Genomic DNA, 17,828 nt, shown 5'->3' with positions numbered 1-17,828 from the left:
CCAGTTCGACGTCGAAGCGGTAGGGCTGGCTGATGGCCTCGCGGCCGGTGAATTCGAGCACCTGCAGGTCGTGCTCGAAACCCTCGATGCGCAGGCTGAAGTGGGTGGCATTGGCATCCCAGAACATGCGGTCTCATCCTTGTTGATCCGAAGCATGGCAGGCTGCCATAGCGCACCACTGTGCGGAACGTCGAATCGACGGAAGTGTGAAGCACACCGCAACGGGGCCGCCACGCCATGATTGGCGAGCCTGTTGCGTCGATACAGGACAGCCGCGGCAGAGCAGGGCATTATTTCGCTCTTCCCGAGAGGCGCGTCCCACCCGGATCGCGTCTCGCCAACGAAAAGGAGCTCCCCATGGCCCAGGCCATCGCCGCCTACCTGCACTACCTGTCGATCTTCGTGCTGTTCGCCCTGCTGACCATGGAGCACGTGCTGTTCAAGGTACCGATGGACCTGGCACGGGCCCGCAGCCTCTACCGTACCGACATCGCCTATGGCATCTGCGCCGGCGTGGTGCTGCTGACCGGCGCGGCGCGGGCGATCTGGTTCGAGAAGGGCCTGGCGTTTTACCTGCATAACGGCTTCTTCCACGCCAAGGTCGGGCTGTTCATCCTGGTCGCCCTGCTGTCGATCCTGCCGACCTTCACCGTGCTCAACTGGCGCAATTCGCTGAAGGCCAACGAGGCTCCGGAGGTCAATCCGCGCACCGCCCGCCTGGTGGTCATGACCATTCGCCTGGAGCTGCTCCTGTTGATGCTGATTCCGCTGATGGCGGTCTTCATGGCGCGCGGCTATGGTCACTTTGGCTGAAAGCGGCGCGCTCGCCATGCCAGTCGCAATGCAGGAGAGCGCACGACCTGGCAACTCTATCGAAACGGGGCGGTCTGCTATTACGGGCAATGCCGCCCTGCCACCCCCACTATCCACTCCAGCCATGAGCCGGCACCACGCCCGCTGAGGAGGCCCTGTGTCCGACGACGCTGCCATCACGCAACTTCCCGCTCGCCATTACGAGCTGCTGGTCAATGCCGTGGTGGACTATGCGATCTACATGCTCAACCCCGAGGGCCAGGTCATCAGCTGGAACGCCGGGGCCGAGCGCATCAAGGGTTACAGCGCCAGGGAAATCATCGGCAAGAACTTTTCCTGTTTCTTCACCGACGTCGACCGCCAATCCGGCAAGCCGCAACGGGCGCTGGAAGCCGCCTTGAGAAACGGCCGGTTCCAGGACGAAGGCTGGCGGGTGCGCAAGGACGGCACCCAGTTCTGGGCAATGACGGTGCTCGACGTGGTGCACAACGACGACGGCGAAATCATCGGCCTGGCCAAGATCACCCGCGACGTGACCGACCGCAAGCAAGCGGAGGAGCGCCTGGGGGAAGTGCGCGAGCAACTGTTCCAGGCGCAGAAGATGGAAGCCCTCGGCCAGCTCACCGGCGGCATGGCTCACGACTTCAACAACCTGCTCACCATCATTCTCGGCGCCGCCGACCTGGGCCGTCGCCTCACCCACGACGAGCGGCTCAAGCGCCAACTGGATACCATCGGCAATGCCGCCCAGCGCGGCACCAACATCACCCGCCAGTTGCTCAGCTTCGCCCGCAAGCAGCCACTGGAAACCCAGGTCATCGATCTCAACCAGTCGCTGCCTTGCAGCTTGCCGCTACTCGGCCAATCGCTGCACGGCAACGTGCAACTGGTCAGCGAACTGTCCGAACAACTGCCGCCGGTCCAGATCAACCCGAGCCAACTGGAGCTGGCGCTGCTCAACCTGACGCTGAATGCCCGCGATGCCATCGTCAACGGCGGCACCATTCGCCTGCGGGCCTACCGTACCGAACTGGATGGCGAGCCGCACGGCCTGCATGGCGAGTTCGTCGCCATCAGCCTTAGCGACAACGGCAGCGGCATGTCCGAAGAGGTGCGCAAGCGCATCTTCGAACCCTTCTTCACCACCAAGGGGATCGGCCAGGGCTCCGGGCTCGGCCTGAGCCAGGTCTACGGCTTCGTCAAGCAGTCCAGGGGCGGGGTCGCCGTCGAGTCGAAGGTCGGCGCCGGCACCACCGTCACTCTCTACCTGCCGGTGCTGGAGCAGGCATCCGCGCAGGCGCCGCTCGAATCGCCGCGCAAACGCATTCTCATCGTCGAGGACGACGCCTGCCTATCCCAGGTGGCCGGCGAAATCGTCAGCGACATGGGCTACGACGTGGTCGTGACCAACGAAGGGCATGAGGCGCTGGCCCTGCTGCAGGGCGAGACCTGTTTCGACCTGCTGTTCAGCGACATGCTCATGCCGGGCAATATAAGCGGCCTGGAACTGGCCAGGCAGGCCCGCGCTCAGCAGCCGGAACTGGCGGTGCTGCTGACCACCGGCTACGGCGATGCCGTGCAGGATGGCAACCTGCGCTACCCGGTATTGCTCAAGCCCTACACCTACGAAGAGCTGGCCAGCGCGCTGGATCGGCTGTTGCGGCCCGCCGACTGACAGGCCGGGGGCCGCGCAGCCTCAGGACGACAGATAGGACGAGCGGGTCAGGCCCAGGCGCAGCGCATCGAGGAACAGCGTGCGCTCGCGAGCACTGATCTTGGCGCCGGCCACCTTGTCGCGGTAGTAGGTCATCAGCTCCTCGGGCGACAGGTGCACGTAGCGCAGCATGTCCTCGATGGTGTCGTGGGTCTCGATGCCGGCGTGGTAGACGCTGCCGTCGTCGCGCTGGTAGACGTTCACCGAATCGGTATCGCCGAACAGGTTGTGCATGTCGCCGAGGATTTCCTGGTAGGCGCCGACCAGGAACACGCCGAGCAAGTATTCCTCGCCCTCGCGCACCTCGTGTACCGGCAGGCTGGTCTCGATGCTCTGCTCGTCGACGTACTGCTTGATCTTGCCGTCGGAGTCGCAGGTCAGGTCCTGCAGCACGGCGCGGCGCAGCGGCTCCTCGTCGAGGCGGTGCAGCGGCAGGATCGGCAGGATCTGGCCGATGGCCCAGGTATCCGGCAGGCTCTGGAACACCGAGAAGTTGCAGATGTATTTGTCGGCGAGCTTGTCGTTGAGTTCGTCGAGCACCTGCCGGTGGGAGCGCTGGCGGGCCTTCAGCGAATCGTGCAGGCGCCGGCAGAGGGCGAAGTAGCACTGCTCGGCCAGGGCCTTTTCGGCCAGGCTCAGCTTGCCGTCGGCGTACTGCATGGCGACGTCGCTCATGTAGTGCGTGGCGCGCCAGTAGGTTTCGGTGACCATTTCGATATCGGTCGGACCGAGCAGCTCGGCCAGCCAGCGCACGGTTTCCGGCAGTGCTTCCTTGTCTTCGATCTGCGGCACGTCGTCGTTGTGTTTCTCGACATCGGTGACCTGCATGATCAGCACCGCATGGTGGGCGGTCAGCGAGCGGCCGCTCTCGGAGAAAATGTGCGGATGCGGTAGCTCCTGGGCGTCGCAGAATTCCTTGAGCATGCCGACCACGGTACCGGCGTAGTCGTCCATGTCGTAGTTGATCGAGCTGGCATTGCGCGAGTGGGTGCCGTCGTAGTCGACCCCCAGGCCGCCGCCGACGTCGACATGGTCCACGGGCAAGCCCAGCGCGCGCAGCTCGGCGTAGTAGCGGATGGCTTCCTTGAAGCCGTGCTGGTAATCAGCCAGGTTGGCGATCTGCGAGCCCATGTGGAAGTGCAGCAGGCGAATGCCCTGCTCCAGCCCAGCGGCGCGGAAGCGCTCGACCACCGAGATCAGTTGGGCGGCGGACAGGCCGAACTTGGACTTCTCGCCACCGGTGTCGGCCCATTTCGACGAGGCCAGGGAGGACAGGCGCACGCGCAGTCCGACCTGCGGGGCGACCCTGAGATCGGCCGCCTCCTCGATCACCAGCTGCACCTCGGATTCCTTCTCGATGACGATGAACACGTTGTGGCCGAGCTTCTGCCCCATCAGCGCCAGGCGGATGAACTCGCGGTCCTTGTAGCCGTTGCAGACGATGGTGCCGCCCTTCGGCGCCAGCGCCAGCACTGCCAGCAATTCGGGCTTGGACCCCGCTTCCAGGCCAATGGAGACGTTCTGGGTGGCGATGATGTTCTCCACCACCGCTTCCTGCTGGTTGACCTTGATCGGGTACAGCGCGGTGTAACGGCTCTGGTAGCCGAGGCGCTCGATGTTGGCGTCGAAGGCGCCAGTCAGCTGGCGCACGCGGTCCTGCAGGATGTCCGGAAAACGCACCAGCAGCGGCAGGCTCAGGCCGGCCTCGCGCAGGTGGTCGACCTGAGCGAACAGGTCGATCGGCGTATCCGCCTGACGATTCGGCCGCACTTCGACGCGCCCGGCGTCGTTGATGGCGAAGTAGCCCACTCCCCAGTGGCGAATGCCATAGACACTGCGGCTGTCCGCCACCGTCCACTGGCTGCCGTCGTCTTTGCGTGTACGTCTTACGGCCATCGTTTTACCTCGCTCATGCGCCAGTGGCGCGTTCTGAAAAGCCTAGTCAGTAAGACCGCCAAGCCTAGCCTTCTATCAATAACCCTTTGTGTACCGGCGACCTTTCGCCGATAGCACGGCCTCACCAGCCGCCGATGCTCAACAGGTGCCAGCCCGCCCGCACCAGGCAGCCGAGTACCAGCAGCGCGAAGAGCCATTCCATCCGGCTGGCCTTTCCCTCCTGGCTGGGTGGCGCCGCGCCCAGCTCGCTGCGCGGCCAGTCGGCCAACGGCGCGAACGCGTCGGGCAGTTCACTGCGCGACCGCAACACATACCCGCGCGCCTGGCAGCGTTCCTGCTGCACCGGCGTCGTGGGCCCATCGACCAGCAGCCAGCACTGGGCGTCTTCGAACTCGCGTTCCGCCGAGGTACGCGAGGCCTGCCAGACCTGCAATGGCGGCAGATCGCGGACCCGGCGCAGGTGCAGCAGGTTGCGCAGCTCCTCGCCGTTCACGGCAGGCATCAGGCGCAGCAGCCAACAGCGCTGCTCGTCATCCATCACCAGGGTCGCCTGGGGCAGTTCCCGCAGCAGTTGCACCGACAGCAACAGCCGCTCCTCGATCAGCAACACGCCGCGCGAGGTGGCCTCGCAGTACGCGGTGAAATCGCCCAGGCTGCAGGGCTGCACCTCGAACGTCCCCGACTCCAGGACCTGCGCCGCCCCCGGCACCTCGCCCAGACGCTCGGCATCCCTGGCGATGAAAAAGCTCTCCTGCTGCCCTTCGGCCGCACCGAGGTACGGCAGGCCGGCAAATTCGGCCTCGACACAGCGTAGGGTATAAAACTGTTCTGTCGCCCAATGCGCGAGCGCATGGGCAATGTTCTCCCGACTCGGAGGAACATCCGCATCAATGGTGATCGTCAAAAGAGACTCCGTTCTCGCCGGCGCTGCGAGGGAATGTCAGCCGCCGGATTTCTTGGCCTTGAAACCGCGCTTGATGAGTTCGCCGAGCAGCAGCTCGACGTGATCGCCCTGGATCTCGATCACCCCGTCCTTCAGCGCTCCGCCACAGCCGCAGCGTTTCTTCAGCGCGCTGGCCAGTTCCTTGAGGTCATCCTCGGCCAGCGGCACGCCACTCACGGTGGTCACCGTCTTGCCGCCACGACCCTTGGTTTCGCGGCGCACGCGGGCAATGCCGTCGCCGGCGGGAACTTGGCTGTTCTTGCAGATACAGGCATCCACCGGCTGGTTGCAGTCCGGGCAGTGCCGGCCGCCATCGGTGGAATACACCAAGCCGCCGAGGGCGGCGAAGGACGAAGCTTTCTTGACCACCGGGCTTTCCTCGTAGGGGTCAGGATAGCGACTGGCTGACGATGTCAGCCGCGAAGCCCCACTCAGGCAGGGGCGGCGCAACCGGGCAGCGTGGCCCGGCGTGAAAAGCCGCGCAGTGTAACGACAAAGACGGCAAATGCTAAGTGCACAAATGCGCCATTGCCCGACGAATTGGCGACAACGCGCACAGCCCGGGAAATTCGTCCCGGGCGGCTGGCGCCCCGGGGCATCGCCGGTCCTTAGCCGAGGCCACCCAGGTAGCGCTTCAACGCCTGCAGAGAGTCCGGGCAGTAGCGCATGTCGAGCGCCTCGGCGAGGGCCCGCTCCGGCAAGACGAAGCGTGCCTCCAGCACCTCCTCCGGCTGCAGTACCAGCGCGGCATCGGAAATCGCCGAGAACACCGCACACCACAGGCGGTTGTCCGGCTGGTCGAAGAAGAACCGGCCATGCTCGCGCAACGCCACCCCGGCCACGCCGAGCTCCTCGGCCAGCTCACGGGCGGCGGACTCGGCATAGCTTTCCCCCGCCAGCACCATGCCGCCGGCGGCCACGTCCCAGAAGCCGGGATACAGCGCCTTGCTCAGGGTGCGGCGATGCACGCACAGCTCGCCACGGGAATTGAACAGCAGAATGAAGGTGCCGCGACCGATCAGCCCGCGCCGGCGCAGCTCTGCACGGGGCAGGCCGCCAAGCGGGCGGTCCTGCTCGTCGACCCAGGCGATGAGTTCCGCGTCGGAGGCGGCGCGGTGGGCCGCCTCCCGCTCGCTGACGGGCATCAGCCCTGGCTCAGCAGGCTGCGCAGATCGATGATGGCGGCGTTGGCGCGGGAAATGTAGTTGGCCATCACCAGCGAGTGGTTGGCCAGCAGGCCGTAGCCGCTGCCGTTCAGCACCATCGGGCTCCACAGCGGCTCCTGGGCGGCCTCCAGTTCGCGGATGATCTGCCGCACGCTGACGGTAGCGTTCTTCTTCGCCAGCACATCGGCGAAGTCAACCTCGATGGCGCGCAGCAGGTGCGACAGCGCCCAGGCCTGGCCACGTGCTTCGTAGAACACGTTGTCGATCTGCAGCCAGGGCGTCTCGACGGACTCCTCGCGCAGCATCGGCGCCGCCACGCTGCCCTCGGCACCGGGTGCGTCGGTGTTCAGCCGCACCCGGCCGACGCTGGCGGAAAGCCGCTGGGACAGCGAGCCGAGACGGGTGGCGACGTCGCCCAGCCAGTTGTTGAGGTTGTCGGCGCGGGTATAGAACTGAGCGCCCGGCTGGTTCGGATCGGCCAGGCGAGCCAGGTAGCGATCGAGGGATTTCAGGCCTTCGCGGTATTCCGACTCGGAGGCCGGTAGTGCCCAGCTCTTGTTGTCGAAGTTGAAGCGCGGCTCGGCCTTGGCCAGGTCCGAGTCCTCGGTGGACTGCGACTGCGAGCGGGCGAAGTCCTTGCGCAGAGCACGGGACAGGTCGCGCACCTGCACCAGCACGCCGAATTCCCAGCTGGGCATGTTGTCCAGCCAGACGCCCGGCGGCGTGATGTCGTTGGTCAGGTAGCCGCCCGGCTTGTCCAGCAGCGTGCTCGCCACTTCCTTGAGCGTCTCGACCGTGGTGTAGCCGGTCACCATCTGACGCTGGGAGCGCTCGGCCGCGGCCTGGGCGTGCTGCTGTACCGGGAACAGCTCGGGCTCCTGGCTCCAGAACCAGCCGATCAGCAACGCCGCCAGCAGGTAGACACCCAGCACGGCACCGATGGCGCGACTCAACCAGCTGCCGCCGAGATAGCTGCTCACATCCTCCAACGAATCGTCGAGGCGGTCGCGCAAGCGACCCGAGCGGTTCTTCCAATCCAGCATGGCAGTGTCCTTCTTGCGAGTTCGTGGTTTCGACCGCCGTGGCGGGCGGTTTCCGGCCCTGCACTATAAGGGAAGCTTAGGGGCGTGCGCAGCGTCGCGCCGGAAAAACCGGCCTCCGCCGTACGGTAATGGCGGACGGAAGACCCAAACCATATGATCGGCGGTACTGTCGTACCGGCTGACCGGTGGTAGCATAGCGCCACCATCGTAGTAGCCGTGTCATCACAAGAAGCCGGGCCATGAGCGTGCACGAAGACCCCAGCCGAGATCGCCTCAAGCACCACTTCGCCCAGCGTGTGATCCACCAGGCGCGGCAGGTTCTCGAGGTCTGGCAGCGCGTGCAGCGCAACGAGTGGAATGCCAGCGACATGAGCGAACTGGCCGAGGCCAATCTGCGCCTGCAGCGCTATGCCGAGCGCTTCGACCAGGAAGAACACAACCAGCTCGCCCAAGGCATCGGCAATTGCCTGCAGGCGGTCGGCGCCAACCGTGGCCGCCTGACCAGCAACCTGATCAGCGAACTCAGCCAGTTGATGCAGCGCCTGTCGCGCACCGGCCTGCGCCATGGCGATCACTTCGAACAGACCTTCCTGCCGCCGCTGCGCAAGCCGGTGTACCTGGCCATGCAGGAGATCGAGCGTGGCAAGCGCCTGGCCCAGCAGATGGAATTCTTCGGCGTGGTCGCCCAGCCCTTCGCCGATACCAGTGCCTTCGCCGCCGCCATGGCCGAGCGCCACCCGGCGGCAATCGTCATGGACGTCGACTTCGGCGGCGCCGGGCGCGGCCTGAAGCTGGCCGAGGATATCCAACAGGGCCTGGAGCAGAAGCTGCCGCTGCTGTTCTTCAGCCAGGAAGACACCGACACCCCGACCCGCCTGGCCGCCGTGCGCGCCGGCGCCCAGGAATTCTTCGTCGGCAACCTGGATGCCTCGACCATGCTCGAGCGCATCGAGGAACTGACCCGCGTCGCCCAGTACGAACCCTACAAGGTGCTGATCGTCGACGACTCGCGCGCCCAGGCCACCCATACCGAGCGCGTACTGAACAGCGCCGGCATCGTCACCCGCACGCTGATCGAGCCGATCAAGGCGATGGACGAGCTGGCCGAGTTCCAGCCGGACCTGATCATCCTCGACATGTACATGCCCGAGTGCAGCGGCACCGAGCTGGCCAAGGTGATCCGCCACAACGAGCGCTACGTCAGCGTGCCGATCATCTACCTGTCGGCCGAAGACGACCTGGACAAGCAGCTCGACGCCATGAGCGAGGGCGGCGACGACTTCCTCACCAAGCCGATCAAGCCGCGCCACCTGATCGCCACCGTGCGCACCCGCGCCGCCCGCGCGCGCAGCCTCAAGGCACGCATGGTGCGCGACAGCCTCACCGGCCTGTACAACCACACCCATACCCTGCAGCTGCTGGAAGACGCCCGCCTGCGGGCCAAGCGCGATGGCCAGCCACTGACCTTCGCCATGCTCGACATCGACCATTTCAAGAAGGTCAACGACACCTACGGCCATCCCATGGGCGACCGGGTGATCAAGAGCCTGGCGCTGTTCCTCAAGCAGCGCCTGCGCAAGACCGACCAGATTGGCCGCTACGGGGGCGAGGAATTCGCCGTGGTACTCGCCGACACCGACGCCAAGGCCGCCTACAAGGTGCTCGACGATATTCGCCGGCGCTTCTCCGAGATCCACTACCCGGCCCAGCCGCAGGACCTGTCCTGCACCTTCAGCTGCGGCATCGCCGAGCTGCAGGGCGACATGGACATCAAGACCCTGTCCAAGCTGGCCGACGAGGCGCTCTACATCGCCAAACACGGCGGTCGCAACCGGGTCGAGATCTTCCGCGGCTGATCCCGTCCGTCACCATGCTGCCCTGGGCAACGTGACGCGGATCACGCCGTCACATATCCGCAATCAAAGTGCCATAACGTCTGAATTCTCCGTAACGCTGTCGGATGATCCAGATGCGCCTGAAACTGCTCACCAACCTCAATACCCTGCTGCTGGTGACCGCCTGCGTAGCCCTGGGCGCCACCCTCTGGTGGTCGCAGCGTGCCCTGGAGGGGCCGGTGCGGCTGATGGAACGCTACCTGACTTTGAGCCAGCAGTTTCAGCAGCAGGTGGCCGGCAATATCCAGGAATACCTGGGCAACGGCGATGCCCTGCGCCACCGCGCGGCCGTCCAGGCCATCGACGAGCTGGAACAGGGCCTCGACGAGCTGCCCGCGCCGCTGGCCGAAAGCCTGCGCCCAAGCCTGGCCGAGCTGCGCGCCTTCGCCGGCGGCCCGCTGCTGGCCGCCGGCAAGCTGGCGGGCGACCCACAGGGACTGTTGCTGCAGGCCGAACGGGACATGGCCGGCGCCCTCGACCAACTGGCCCAATACGCCGATGCCGGCACGCTGCCTGCTGCCGCCGACTACCGCCCGCCGCTGTTCGAAGCCGCCCAGCATCTGGTGCGTCTCGGCCATGCCCGCGGCAAGCTGGTGGCCAGCGGCCGCGACGAACTGGCCGGGGACGTCGAACGCGAACTGGCCGCCCTCTCCCGCCAGTCTGCACGTCTGGACGAGCTGCCGCTGCTGGGGGTGAGCGACGACGGCCAGTCGGCCGCCAACGATTTCGCCGCACTGATGGGACTGGATAGCGACGCCGAGGCGACGCCGGCGGAAGACCGCGGCATCGCCCTCAAGCGCGACCTGGCCACGCTGATAAAACGCTACCCGGGCGAACTGGCACGCACCCGCGAACTGGTGCGCCAACGTGCCGACCTGGCGGCCGCCACCACGCGCAAGATCGACGCCTTGCAACAAGCCCTGGCGGCCCTGGAGCCAGCGGTACGCGCCGAGCACGGGCGCATCCAGCGGGAAGTGCGGCTGATCCAGGGGCTGATGATCGGCTTGATCCTGTTGATCGCACTGCTCATCGACCGCATCCAGCGGCGCCTGGCCCAGGTGCTGGGCCGTCTGGTACCGGCGTTGTCATCCTGGGCCGCCGGCGATTTCGGCGCGCCGGTGCGGCTCGACGCCCGTACCCGTGAGCTGCGCGATATCGAGGAGTCGCTCAATCGCCTGCGCGCTTACCTGGTGGAGCTGGTCGGCACGATTCACCAGCACGCCGAGCAGGTGGCCGGCAGCAGCCGCACCCTGGCCGACCTCAGCAGCGGCCTGCATAGCGGCGCCGAACGCCAGGCCGGCGATACCGCACAGATTCGCGATGCGCTGGGAGAGTTGGAATCCACGATCCAGCAGGTAGCCGGCGATGCCAGCCAGGCCGCCGACGCCAGCCGCGCAGCCGGACATGCCGTGGAGCAGGGCCAGCAGGTGATCGGCCAGAGCCTCAGCGGCCTGCATGGACTGGTCGGCGAAGTGCAAGGCAACGCCCAGGCCATCGAGCAACTGGCCGAGGAAACCGCCACCATCGAGCAGGTCCTGACGGTGATCCGCGGCATCGCCGAGCAGACCAACCTGCTCGCCCTCAACGCGGCCATCGAAGCCGCCCGTGCCGGGGAGATGGGCCGCGGCTTCGCCGTGGTCGCCGAAGAAGTGCGCTCCCTGGCCCAGCGCACCAGCGGCGCCACCGCCGAAATCCAGCAGCTCATTGCACGCCTGCAGCAGGCGGCGCGGCAATCGGTGGAGGCCATGCGCGCCCAGGTTGCCCACGCCGAGGGGACTGCCAGCCAGGCGGCCGAGGCCGACGATGCGCTACAAAGGATCGTCGCAGCCATCGGCACTATCGCCAGCATGGCCGAGCGCATCGCCGAGGCCACCGCCCAGCAGAGTGGCGCAGTCAGCGAGATTCGCGGGCACAGCGAGCGCATCCACCAGCTCGGCGGCGACAACCTGGCGCGCATCGGCCAGGGCCGCCAGCAGGGTGAACAACTGTTGCAACTGGGAGGCCAGTTGCGCGTGGCGGTGCAGGCGTTCAGGGTCTGATTGCGAGCGCCGCCGCGGGCTCAGGTTGCCTGCAGGTCCGGCGTCGTGGCCGGCGCCACGGCCACCAGGCGCAAGTGCCGCGCCAGCAGGATCTCCAATCCGATGCCGGCCAGCAGCAGACCCAGCTGGAACAGCAGCGCCCAATAGAAGGGCTTGAACACACGGCCGATCTGCCGCTTGAGCAGGTCGAGCAGGAATTCGGCCTGGAACAGCTGCTCGATGCGCGCGTCCAGCACCTGGGTCAGGACCTTCTTGTCGAGATGGCTGTACTTCGCGGCCTCCTCCACCGCCATGTCACCCAGCGCCTTGCTCAGCACGCTGGCGCGGAAGCGCTCCATCAATTGCACGGCGATTCGCTCGACCATGCCGGCTTCGGCCAATTGCGCCGGCTCGACCAGAGCGTGGCTGGCGATGAAGTCCAGAGCCAGCTGGTTGAGAACGTCCTGCACGGTGGAATCCTTGATCGACTGCTCCAGCTGCGCCTGGTCCTGCGTAGCCAAATAGCCCTGGAAGTCCAGCCAGACGTCGTCGGCCAATTGCTGCACCAGCGGCGCATAGGCATCCAGATGGCGATAGATCTGTTGCTGGCCGCCATAGAGCAGGCCGCCCTGGAAACCGAGGAAACCACCCACCAGCGGCAGCAGCAGGAAATAGAGTTTGAGCAGCCAATGATGCCAGCGCTGGCGGCGCCCCAGCCAGCCGCGCCGCTGCAGCTGGATGGCCAGCACCAGGCCGGCGATGCTGCCGGCCAGAACACCCAGGCACACCGCGCCGACCAGCGCGAACAGGCTGAAGGGCTCCCAGAAGGCTGTTAGCAGTTCCTGCGCCTGCTCCATGGCAAACACTCTCCTTGTCGTGAGGGGTGCGTAGCCTACTGCAGGCGGCCAAGGGCCAGCATCTGTTGCTACACAGAAGTGCGTCGAAGGCCGCAAAAACCGCCTTGGCCGATCCTGCCCTCAGAGCTTCGCCGGCACATCTTTCCACCCGCCCGGACCGAGCCCGTCCAGGCTCCACGGGCCGATGCGCACCCGCACCAGGCGCAGGGTCGGCAGGCCGACCGCGGCGGTCATGCGGCGTACCTGGCGGTTGCGGCCCTCGCGAATCACCAGTTCCAGCCAGGCGGTCGGCACGCTCTTGCGAAAGCGCACCGGCGGGTCGCGCTGCCATAGCTCGGGCTCGGCCAGCCGGCGGGCCTCGGCGGGCAGCGTCGGCCCGTCGTTGAGTTCGACGCCGTCACGCAGGCGCTGCAACTGCGCCTCGCTGGGCTCGCCCTCCACCTGCACCCAGTAGGTCTTCGGCAACTTGTGCCTGGGATCGGCGATGCGCGCCTGCAAACGGCCGTCGTTGGTCAGCAGCAGCAGGCCCTCGCTGTCGCGGTCCAGGCGGCCGGCCGGGTAGACGCCGGGAACCGGCACGAAATCTCTGAGGGTCGCCCGCCCCTCGCCATCGCTGAACTGGGTCAGCACGTCGAACGGCTTGTTGAACAGAATCAGCCGCGGTTCGGCGGGCGGTGCCTTGGCCACCCGGCGCGGCGCGGGACGGCGCGGGGTGGGCGAGGATGTTCGGGGTGGGCGTGGCATGGGCATTCCGGCTGGCGACGAAGCGGCCAGTTTAACCGAGGCAAGGGATGCATCATCACCCGCGTCGATGGAGCCCACACCGGCAGGCGCGCCCGACTATGCTGCTCTGATCCCTTTGTCTGCAGGAGCACGCCATGTCCACGCAACCGATCTTCAACGGCTGGGCCGCCATGTCTGCCGGCGCCGCGCTGGAACCCTATGCGTTCGAGCCCGGTCCGCTGGGCGTCGAGGAGGTGGAGATCGCCGTGGAGTTCTGCGGTATCTGCCATTCCGACCAGTCGATGATCGACAACGAGTGGGGCAACGCGCGCTACCCCTTCGTGCCCGGCCATGAGGTGGTCGGCACCGTGGTCGCGCTCGGCGAGCAGGCACGCGGTCTGAAGGTCGGCCAGCGGGTCGGCGTGGGCTGGTACAAGGGCAGCTGCATGCACTGCCCTTCCTGCATGGAGGGCTCGCACCAGCTGTGCGGCGCGGTGAAGCCCACCATCATCGGCAGCAACGGCGGCTTCGCCGACCGCCTGCGTGCGCACTGGGCCTGGACCATGCCGCTGCCGGACAGCCTCGACCCGAGCCTGGCCGGGCCGTTGTTCTGCGGTGGCTCGACGGTGTTCGCGCCGCTGCTGGAGCTGGACGTGAAGCCCACCGACCGTGTCGGCGTGGTCGGCATCGGCGGCCTTGGCCATCTGGCGCTGCGCTTTCTCAACGCCTGGGGTTGCGAAGTCACCGCCTTCACCTCGTCGCTGAACAAGCAGGACGAGGCCAAGCGGCTGGGCGCGCACAGGGTGGTCGCCTCGACCGACAGCGCCGCCTTGAAAGCGATCGCCGGCAGCCTCGACTTCCTGCTGGTCACGGCCAGCGCCGACCTGGACTGGAACGCGCTGATCGCCACCCTGCGCGGCAAGGGCCGGCTGCATTTCGTCGGCATCGTGCCGAGCGCGATTCCGGTCCAAGTATTCAGCCTGATCCCGCGCCAGCGCAGCCTGTCCGGCTCGCCAGTGGGCTCCCCGGCGATCATGGCGAAGATGCTGGAGTTCTGCGCCCGCCATCAGATCCTGCCGCAGGTCGAGCACTTCCCGATGAGCCGGGTGAACGATGCCATCCAGCACCTGCGCAAGGGCAAGGCGCGCTATCGAGTGGTGCTTGAAGCCGGCAAATAGCAGCCAGACCTAGCGCTGGCCGTGCACCGCGGGCAGCGGTGCGGGCTGCTCGGCAGTCGGCCGCTGCCATTCCGGCGGCATCCACAGGTGTTTGAGGCGCAGCCACAGCGGGCCAGGACGGGCCACATCGCGCAGCAGGTCGACCCACTCGTGCAGGTTCAGCCACAGCGGATTGAAGCTGTGCACCTGGCGCACGATGCCGTAGTCCACCGCCTCGCGTTCCTCGACGAAGCTGCCGAACAGGCGGTCGTAGATGATCAACACGCCGCCGTAGTTGCGGTCGATGTACTGCGGGTTGCGGCCGTGGTGGGCACGGTGGTGCGAGGGCGTGTTGAAGAACCACTCGATAACCCGCGGCAGCTTGCCGACCGCCTGGGTGTGCAGGAAGTACTGGTAGGCCAGGCTGGCCGAGAGCATGAACAGCACCCACTCCGGCGCAAAGCCCAGCCACACCAGCGGCAGGTAGAACAGCCAGTTGCCGGCCACGCCGTAGAACAGGCTCTGGCGCATGGCGGTGGTCAGGTTCATGTGCTCCGACGAGTGATGCACCACATGGGCCGCCCAGAACCAGCGGATGCGGTGGCTGGCGCGGTGGAACCAGTAGAAGCACAGCTCCAGGCCGAAGAACAGCGCGACGAAGGCCCAGGGCGTCATCTCGAAATGCAGCAGGCGCTGGGCATGGACCAGGTGATAGACCGGCATGACCAGCACCAGCAACAGCGCGGCGTCGAAGGCCAGGTAGATGCCACCCAGGCCGATGCTCGACAGCGAGTCGGCCAGGCGATACACGCCGCGCCGGCGCAAGGCCCACCATTCGGCGCTGAAGGTGACGACGAACAGCGGGATGAGGATCAGCAGCAGGTCGCGGCGAATATCCACTTCGGCCCACAGGCTGGCGAGCAGGTCGCTCATGGTCAGGCTCCGACTTCGGGTTTCCAGTGCGCCCAGCCTGACCTAAGTTGGCTGGCCAGGCTTGACCAGCCCCGCTATCTTTTTGACCAATCACGCCAAAACCGTCACCCGCCATGCGCATCGCCACCAGCTACGCTCCGCTGCTCTATGAATACCTGGCCCGCCGCGGGCTGGACGCGGTCGCCCTGCTCGGCCCGCTGCCAGCCGGTGCCGACGGGCAGTTGCCGATGCCGGTCTGGCAAAGCCTGCTGCAACGCGCTGACGCTTTGCTCGGCGAACCGGCCCTGGGTCTGCGCATCGCCGAAGGCATCGAACCGCGCCACTTCGGCGTAGTCGGCTACGCCGCGCTGGCCTGCGCCACCCTCGGCGAGGCGCTGCAGCGGCTGGAGCGCTATCACTCGCTGGTCTATGACGTGAGCCCGGCGCGCCTGCATATCGAGGCCGAGCATATGGTGGTGGAATGGGGCACCGAGGGCGGCTGCCCGGGCCAACGGGTGGACGAGACCGGGCTGGCGGCGCTGCTGCAATTGGCGCGCAACATGACCGGCCAGGCCCTGACGGTGGAGGCGCTTGACTTCATCAACCCACCGCCAGCGGACCAGACGCCCTACGAGCGCTTCTTCGGCGGCCCGGTGCGTTTCGCCCAGCCGACCACGCGCATCGTGCTGCCGCTGGAGTACCTGCATCTGCCGCTGCGCCAGGCGGATGCGGCGCTGCTCGCCTTGCTCGACGCCCAGGCCGAAGGCTTCCTGCGTGCACAGCTGCGCGGCGGGTTGATCGAGCAATGCCAGCAGGCGCTGATCCCCCTGCTGCGCGGCGGCCAGGCCAGCCTGGAGCGCCTGGCCGAACGCCTGCACCGCTCGCCGCGCAGCCTGCAACGCCACCTCGGCGAACAGGGCCTGAGCTTCCAGCGCCTGCTGGACGACACCCGCCGCCAACTGGCCGAAGGCTACCTGCGCGACCCGAACCTGCCACTGGGCGAAATCGCCGCCCTGCTCGGCTTCTCCGAGCAGAGCGCCTTCAGTCGCGCGTTCAAGCAATGGCACGGGCAAAGCCCACTAGCCTGGCGCAAGCGCGGGCTGGGCAATGCGTCGTAGCCCGGGGAACGGCTCCGGGTTGAAGCACCGATTGGGCGTTCCCAATGGGGCGTCCGGAGCGCAGAGGGGCTATCAGCGGAACGGCGGCTCGTCGAAGCTGCGCAGCTTGCGCGAATGCAGCGAGTTGAGCTGGCTGCGCAACAAGTCGAGGGCGGCGATGCCGATGCGCAGGTGCTGGCTGACGGCTCGTTCGTAGAATGCATTGGCCGAGCCCGGCAGCTTGATCTCGCTGTGCAGCGGTTTGTCCGAGACGCACAGCAGCGTGCCGTAGGGCACCCGCAGGCGATAGCCCTGGGCGGCAATGGTGCCGCTTTCCATATCCACCGCCACCGCGCGGGAAAGGTTGATCAGTGGCCGCTCCTGGGCCCAGCGCAGCTCCCAGTTGCGGTCGTCGTAGGTGAGTACGGTGCCGGTGCGCAGGCGCTTCTTCAGTGCTTCGCCGCGCTCGCCGGTGACCTGGGCGGCCGCTTCCTGCAGCGCCAGCTGCACCTCGGCCAACGCCGGCAGCGGAATGTTCGGCGGCAGCACCCGGTCGAGAATGCCGTCGCGGCGCATGTAGGCGTGGGCCAGCACGTAGTCGCCAATGGTCTGCGATTGGCGCAGGCCGCCGCAGTGGCCGATCATCAGCCAGCAGTGCGGGCGCAGCACGGCGAGGTGGTCGGTGATGTTCTTGGCGTTGGACGGGCCGACGCCGATGTTGACCAGGGTGACGCCGTTGCCGTCGGCGGCGATCAGGTGATAGGCCGGCATCTGGTAGCGGTGCCAGACCACCGAACCGATGATCGCCTGGGCCTCGCCCTCCTCCATGCCGCGGTCGATGACCACGTTGCCCGGTAGCACCATGCGTACGAAGCGCGAGTCCTCGCGCAACCGGTTGAGGCCATGGAGGATGAACTGGTCGACATAGCGGTGGTAGTTGGTCAGCAGGATCCACGGCTGCACATGGCGCCAGTCGCTGCCGGTGTAGTGCACGATGCGCCGCAGGGAGAAATCGGTGCGCGCCGCGTCGAACAGCGCCAGCGGCATGGGGTCGGCGTTTTCCCACTCATACAGGCCATCGGCCACGCCGTCGGTGGCGGCAGACAGATCGGTACTGGGGAAAACCCGCGCCAGCTCGGCGGCGGTCACCCCGGACCCGGCCAGCTCGTCGCCCTGCTCGACCACGTAGGGATAGGGAATGTCCTGCAGGCTCGGGCCGACCTCCACCTGCACGGTGAAGTCGTTCATCAAGGGCCGCAACTGGTCGAGCAGGTAGCCGCGAAAAGCTTCCGGATGGGTCACGGTGGTGCTGTAGGTGCCCGGTGTCTGCACCTTGGCGAAGGCGCGAATGGTGGTCGGCACCTCGCCCTGGCAGAGGTAGGTCAGGCGCAGTTGCGGGTAGCGGAACAGCTCGCGCTGCGCCGCATCCGGCTCGATGCGCTCCTTCAGATAGCGCTTGAGCGCCTGGCTCAGCGCCGAGGTGGCCTGCTTGTGCAGGGCGGCGAGGCGGTCCACCGCCTCTTCGGGTGTGTAAGCGACAATAAAGGCTTCGGAATCCATCTTCACGTGATTGTCCGTCTCAGCGGGTGAACCG

Annotated in this window: 15 protein-coding genes; 6 read left to right on the top strand and 9 right to left on the bottom strand. The window is 66.7% G+C overall.

The features are described from left to right. The first annotated feature begins 357 nt into the window (after nucleotides 1-357). The gene (locus ACWKV7_RS21220; RefSeq protein WP_483859688.1) at nucleotides 358-813 is read left to right on the top strand and encodes a DUF2214 family protein; all 456 of its coding nucleotides are present in this window, start codon (nucleotides 358-360) and stop codon (nucleotides 811-813) included. Between the two features lie 157 nt (nucleotides 814-970). Next, a complete protein-coding gene (locus tag ACWKV7_RS21215) occupies nucleotides 971-2,488 on the top strand; it encodes a PAS domain S-box protein (protein ID WP_483859687.1) in 1,518 nt (505 codons plus the stop codon). Nucleotides 2,489-2,509: 21 nt separating this feature from the next. On the opposite strand, the gene speA is transcribed toward ACWKV7_RS21215, so the two are convergent. From speA to ACWKV7_RS21190, 5 genes are all read right to left on the bottom strand, one after another. After that, a complete protein-coding gene (speA, locus tag ACWKV7_RS21210) occupies nucleotides 2,510-4,423 on the bottom strand; it encodes an arginine decarboxylase (RefSeq protein ID WP_483859686.1) in 1,914 nt (637 codons plus the stop codon). Nucleotides 4,424-4,544: 121 nt separating this feature from the next. Then, nucleotides 4,545-5,327: a hypothetical protein gene (locus tag ACWKV7_RS21205; protein ID WP_483859685.1), complete on the bottom strand. Its 783-nt coding sequence runs from the start codon at nucleotides 5,325-5,327 to the stop codon at nucleotides 4,545-4,547. A 36-nt stretch (nucleotides 5,328-5,363) separates the two neighbouring features. Then, the gene (locus ACWKV7_RS21200) at nucleotides 5,364-5,735 is read right to left on the bottom strand and encodes a translation initiation factor Sui1 (RefSeq protein ID WP_483859684.1); all 372 of its coding nucleotides are present in this window, start codon (nucleotides 5,733-5,735) and stop codon (nucleotides 5,364-5,366) included. Nucleotides 5,736-5,974: 239 nt separating this feature from the next. Further along, nucleotides 5,975-6,511, bottom strand: coding sequence for an NUDIX hydrolase (locus tag ACWKV7_RS21195; protein ID WP_483859683.1), 537 nt, complete (start codon nucleotides 6,509-6,511; stop codon nucleotides 5,975-5,977). Further along, the gene (locus ACWKV7_RS21190; RefSeq protein ID WP_483859682.1) at nucleotides 6,511-7,575 is read right to left on the bottom strand and encodes a DUF2333 family protein; all 1,065 of its coding nucleotides are present in this window, start codon (nucleotides 7,573-7,575) and stop codon (nucleotides 6,511-6,513) included. Before ACWKV7_RS21190 ends, ACWKV7_RS21195 begins: the two co-directional genes overlap by 1 nt. Before the next feature lie 239 nt (nucleotides 7,576-7,814). Here ACWKV7_RS21190 and ACWKV7_RS21185 point away from each other — a divergent pair, with 239 nt between their 5' ends. Together ACWKV7_RS21185 and ACWKV7_RS21180 are read left to right on the top strand one after the other, a co-directional pair. Next, the gene (locus tag ACWKV7_RS21185; RefSeq protein ID WP_483859681.1) at nucleotides 7,815-9,431 is read left to right on the top strand and encodes a diguanylate cyclase; all 1,617 of its coding nucleotides are present in this window, start codon (nucleotides 7,815-7,817) and stop codon (nucleotides 9,429-9,431) included. Between the two features lie 113 nt (nucleotides 9,432-9,544). After that, nucleotides 9,545-11,509 (top strand): methyl-accepting chemotaxis protein, encoded by a 1,965-nt coding sequence (locus ACWKV7_RS21180; protein ID WP_487249232.1) that lies wholly within the window; start codon nucleotides 9,545-9,547, stop codon nucleotides 11,507-11,509. Nucleotides 11,510-11,529: 20 nt separating this feature from the next. Here the strand turns inward: ACWKV7_RS21180 and ACWKV7_RS21175 are convergent, their stop codons facing one another. Both ACWKV7_RS21175 and ACWKV7_RS21170 read right to left on the bottom strand, forming a co-directional pair. Next, nucleotides 11,530-12,345, bottom strand: a complete 816-nt coding sequence (locus ACWKV7_RS21175) for a hypothetical protein (protein WP_483859679.1) — start codon at nucleotides 12,343-12,345, stop codon at nucleotides 11,530-11,532. 120 nt (nucleotides 12,346-12,465) lie between these two features. After that, nucleotides 12,466-13,089 carry a pseudouridine synthase gene (locus ACWKV7_RS21170; protein WP_487249231.1) on the bottom strand — a complete coding sequence of 208 codons (624 nt, stop codon included), beginning with the start codon at nucleotides 13,087-13,089 and terminating at the stop codon, nucleotides 12,466-12,468. A gap of 134 nt (nucleotides 13,090-13,223) precedes the next feature. On the opposite strand from ACWKV7_RS21170, the gene ahr reads away from it, so the two are divergent. Further along, complete coding sequence (gene ahr / locus ACWKV7_RS21165; protein WP_483859678.1) at nucleotides 13,224-14,246, top strand: NADPH-dependent aldehyde reductase Ahr; 1,023 nt, start codon at nucleotides 13,224-13,226, stop codon at nucleotides 14,244-14,246. Between the two features lie 9 nt (nucleotides 14,247-14,255). Here ahr and ACWKV7_RS21160 read toward each other — a convergent pair whose 3' ends face one another. Next, on the bottom strand, nucleotides 14,256-15,158 hold the full coding sequence (locus ACWKV7_RS21160; protein ID WP_483859677.1) for a sterol desaturase family protein: 903 nt from the start codon (nucleotides 15,156-15,158) through the stop codon (nucleotides 14,256-14,258). Nucleotides 15,159-15,271: 113 nt separating this feature from the next. Here ACWKV7_RS21160 and ACWKV7_RS21155 point away from each other — a divergent pair, with 113 nt between their 5' ends. Next, nucleotides 15,272-16,255 carry an AraC family transcriptional regulator gene (locus ACWKV7_RS21155; RefSeq protein ID WP_483859676.1) on the top strand — a complete coding sequence of 328 codons (984 nt, stop codon included), beginning with the start codon at nucleotides 15,272-15,274 and terminating at the stop codon, nucleotides 16,253-16,255. Nucleotides 16,256-16,327: 72 nt separating this feature from the next. Here the strand turns inward: ACWKV7_RS21155 and amn are convergent, their stop codons facing one another. Continuing rightward, complete coding sequence (amn, locus tag ACWKV7_RS21150) at nucleotides 16,328-17,794, bottom strand: AMP nucleosidase (protein WP_483859692.1); 1,467 nt, start codon at nucleotides 17,792-17,794, stop codon at nucleotides 16,328-16,330. Nucleotides 17,795-17,828 lie beyond the last annotated feature (34 nt).

The sequence above is a fragment of the Zestomonas ipomoeae genome (genome assembly GCF_057128665.1).
Note: the sequence above shows the minus strand (reverse complement) of the source record. Positions and strands in the feature narration are given on the sequence as shown.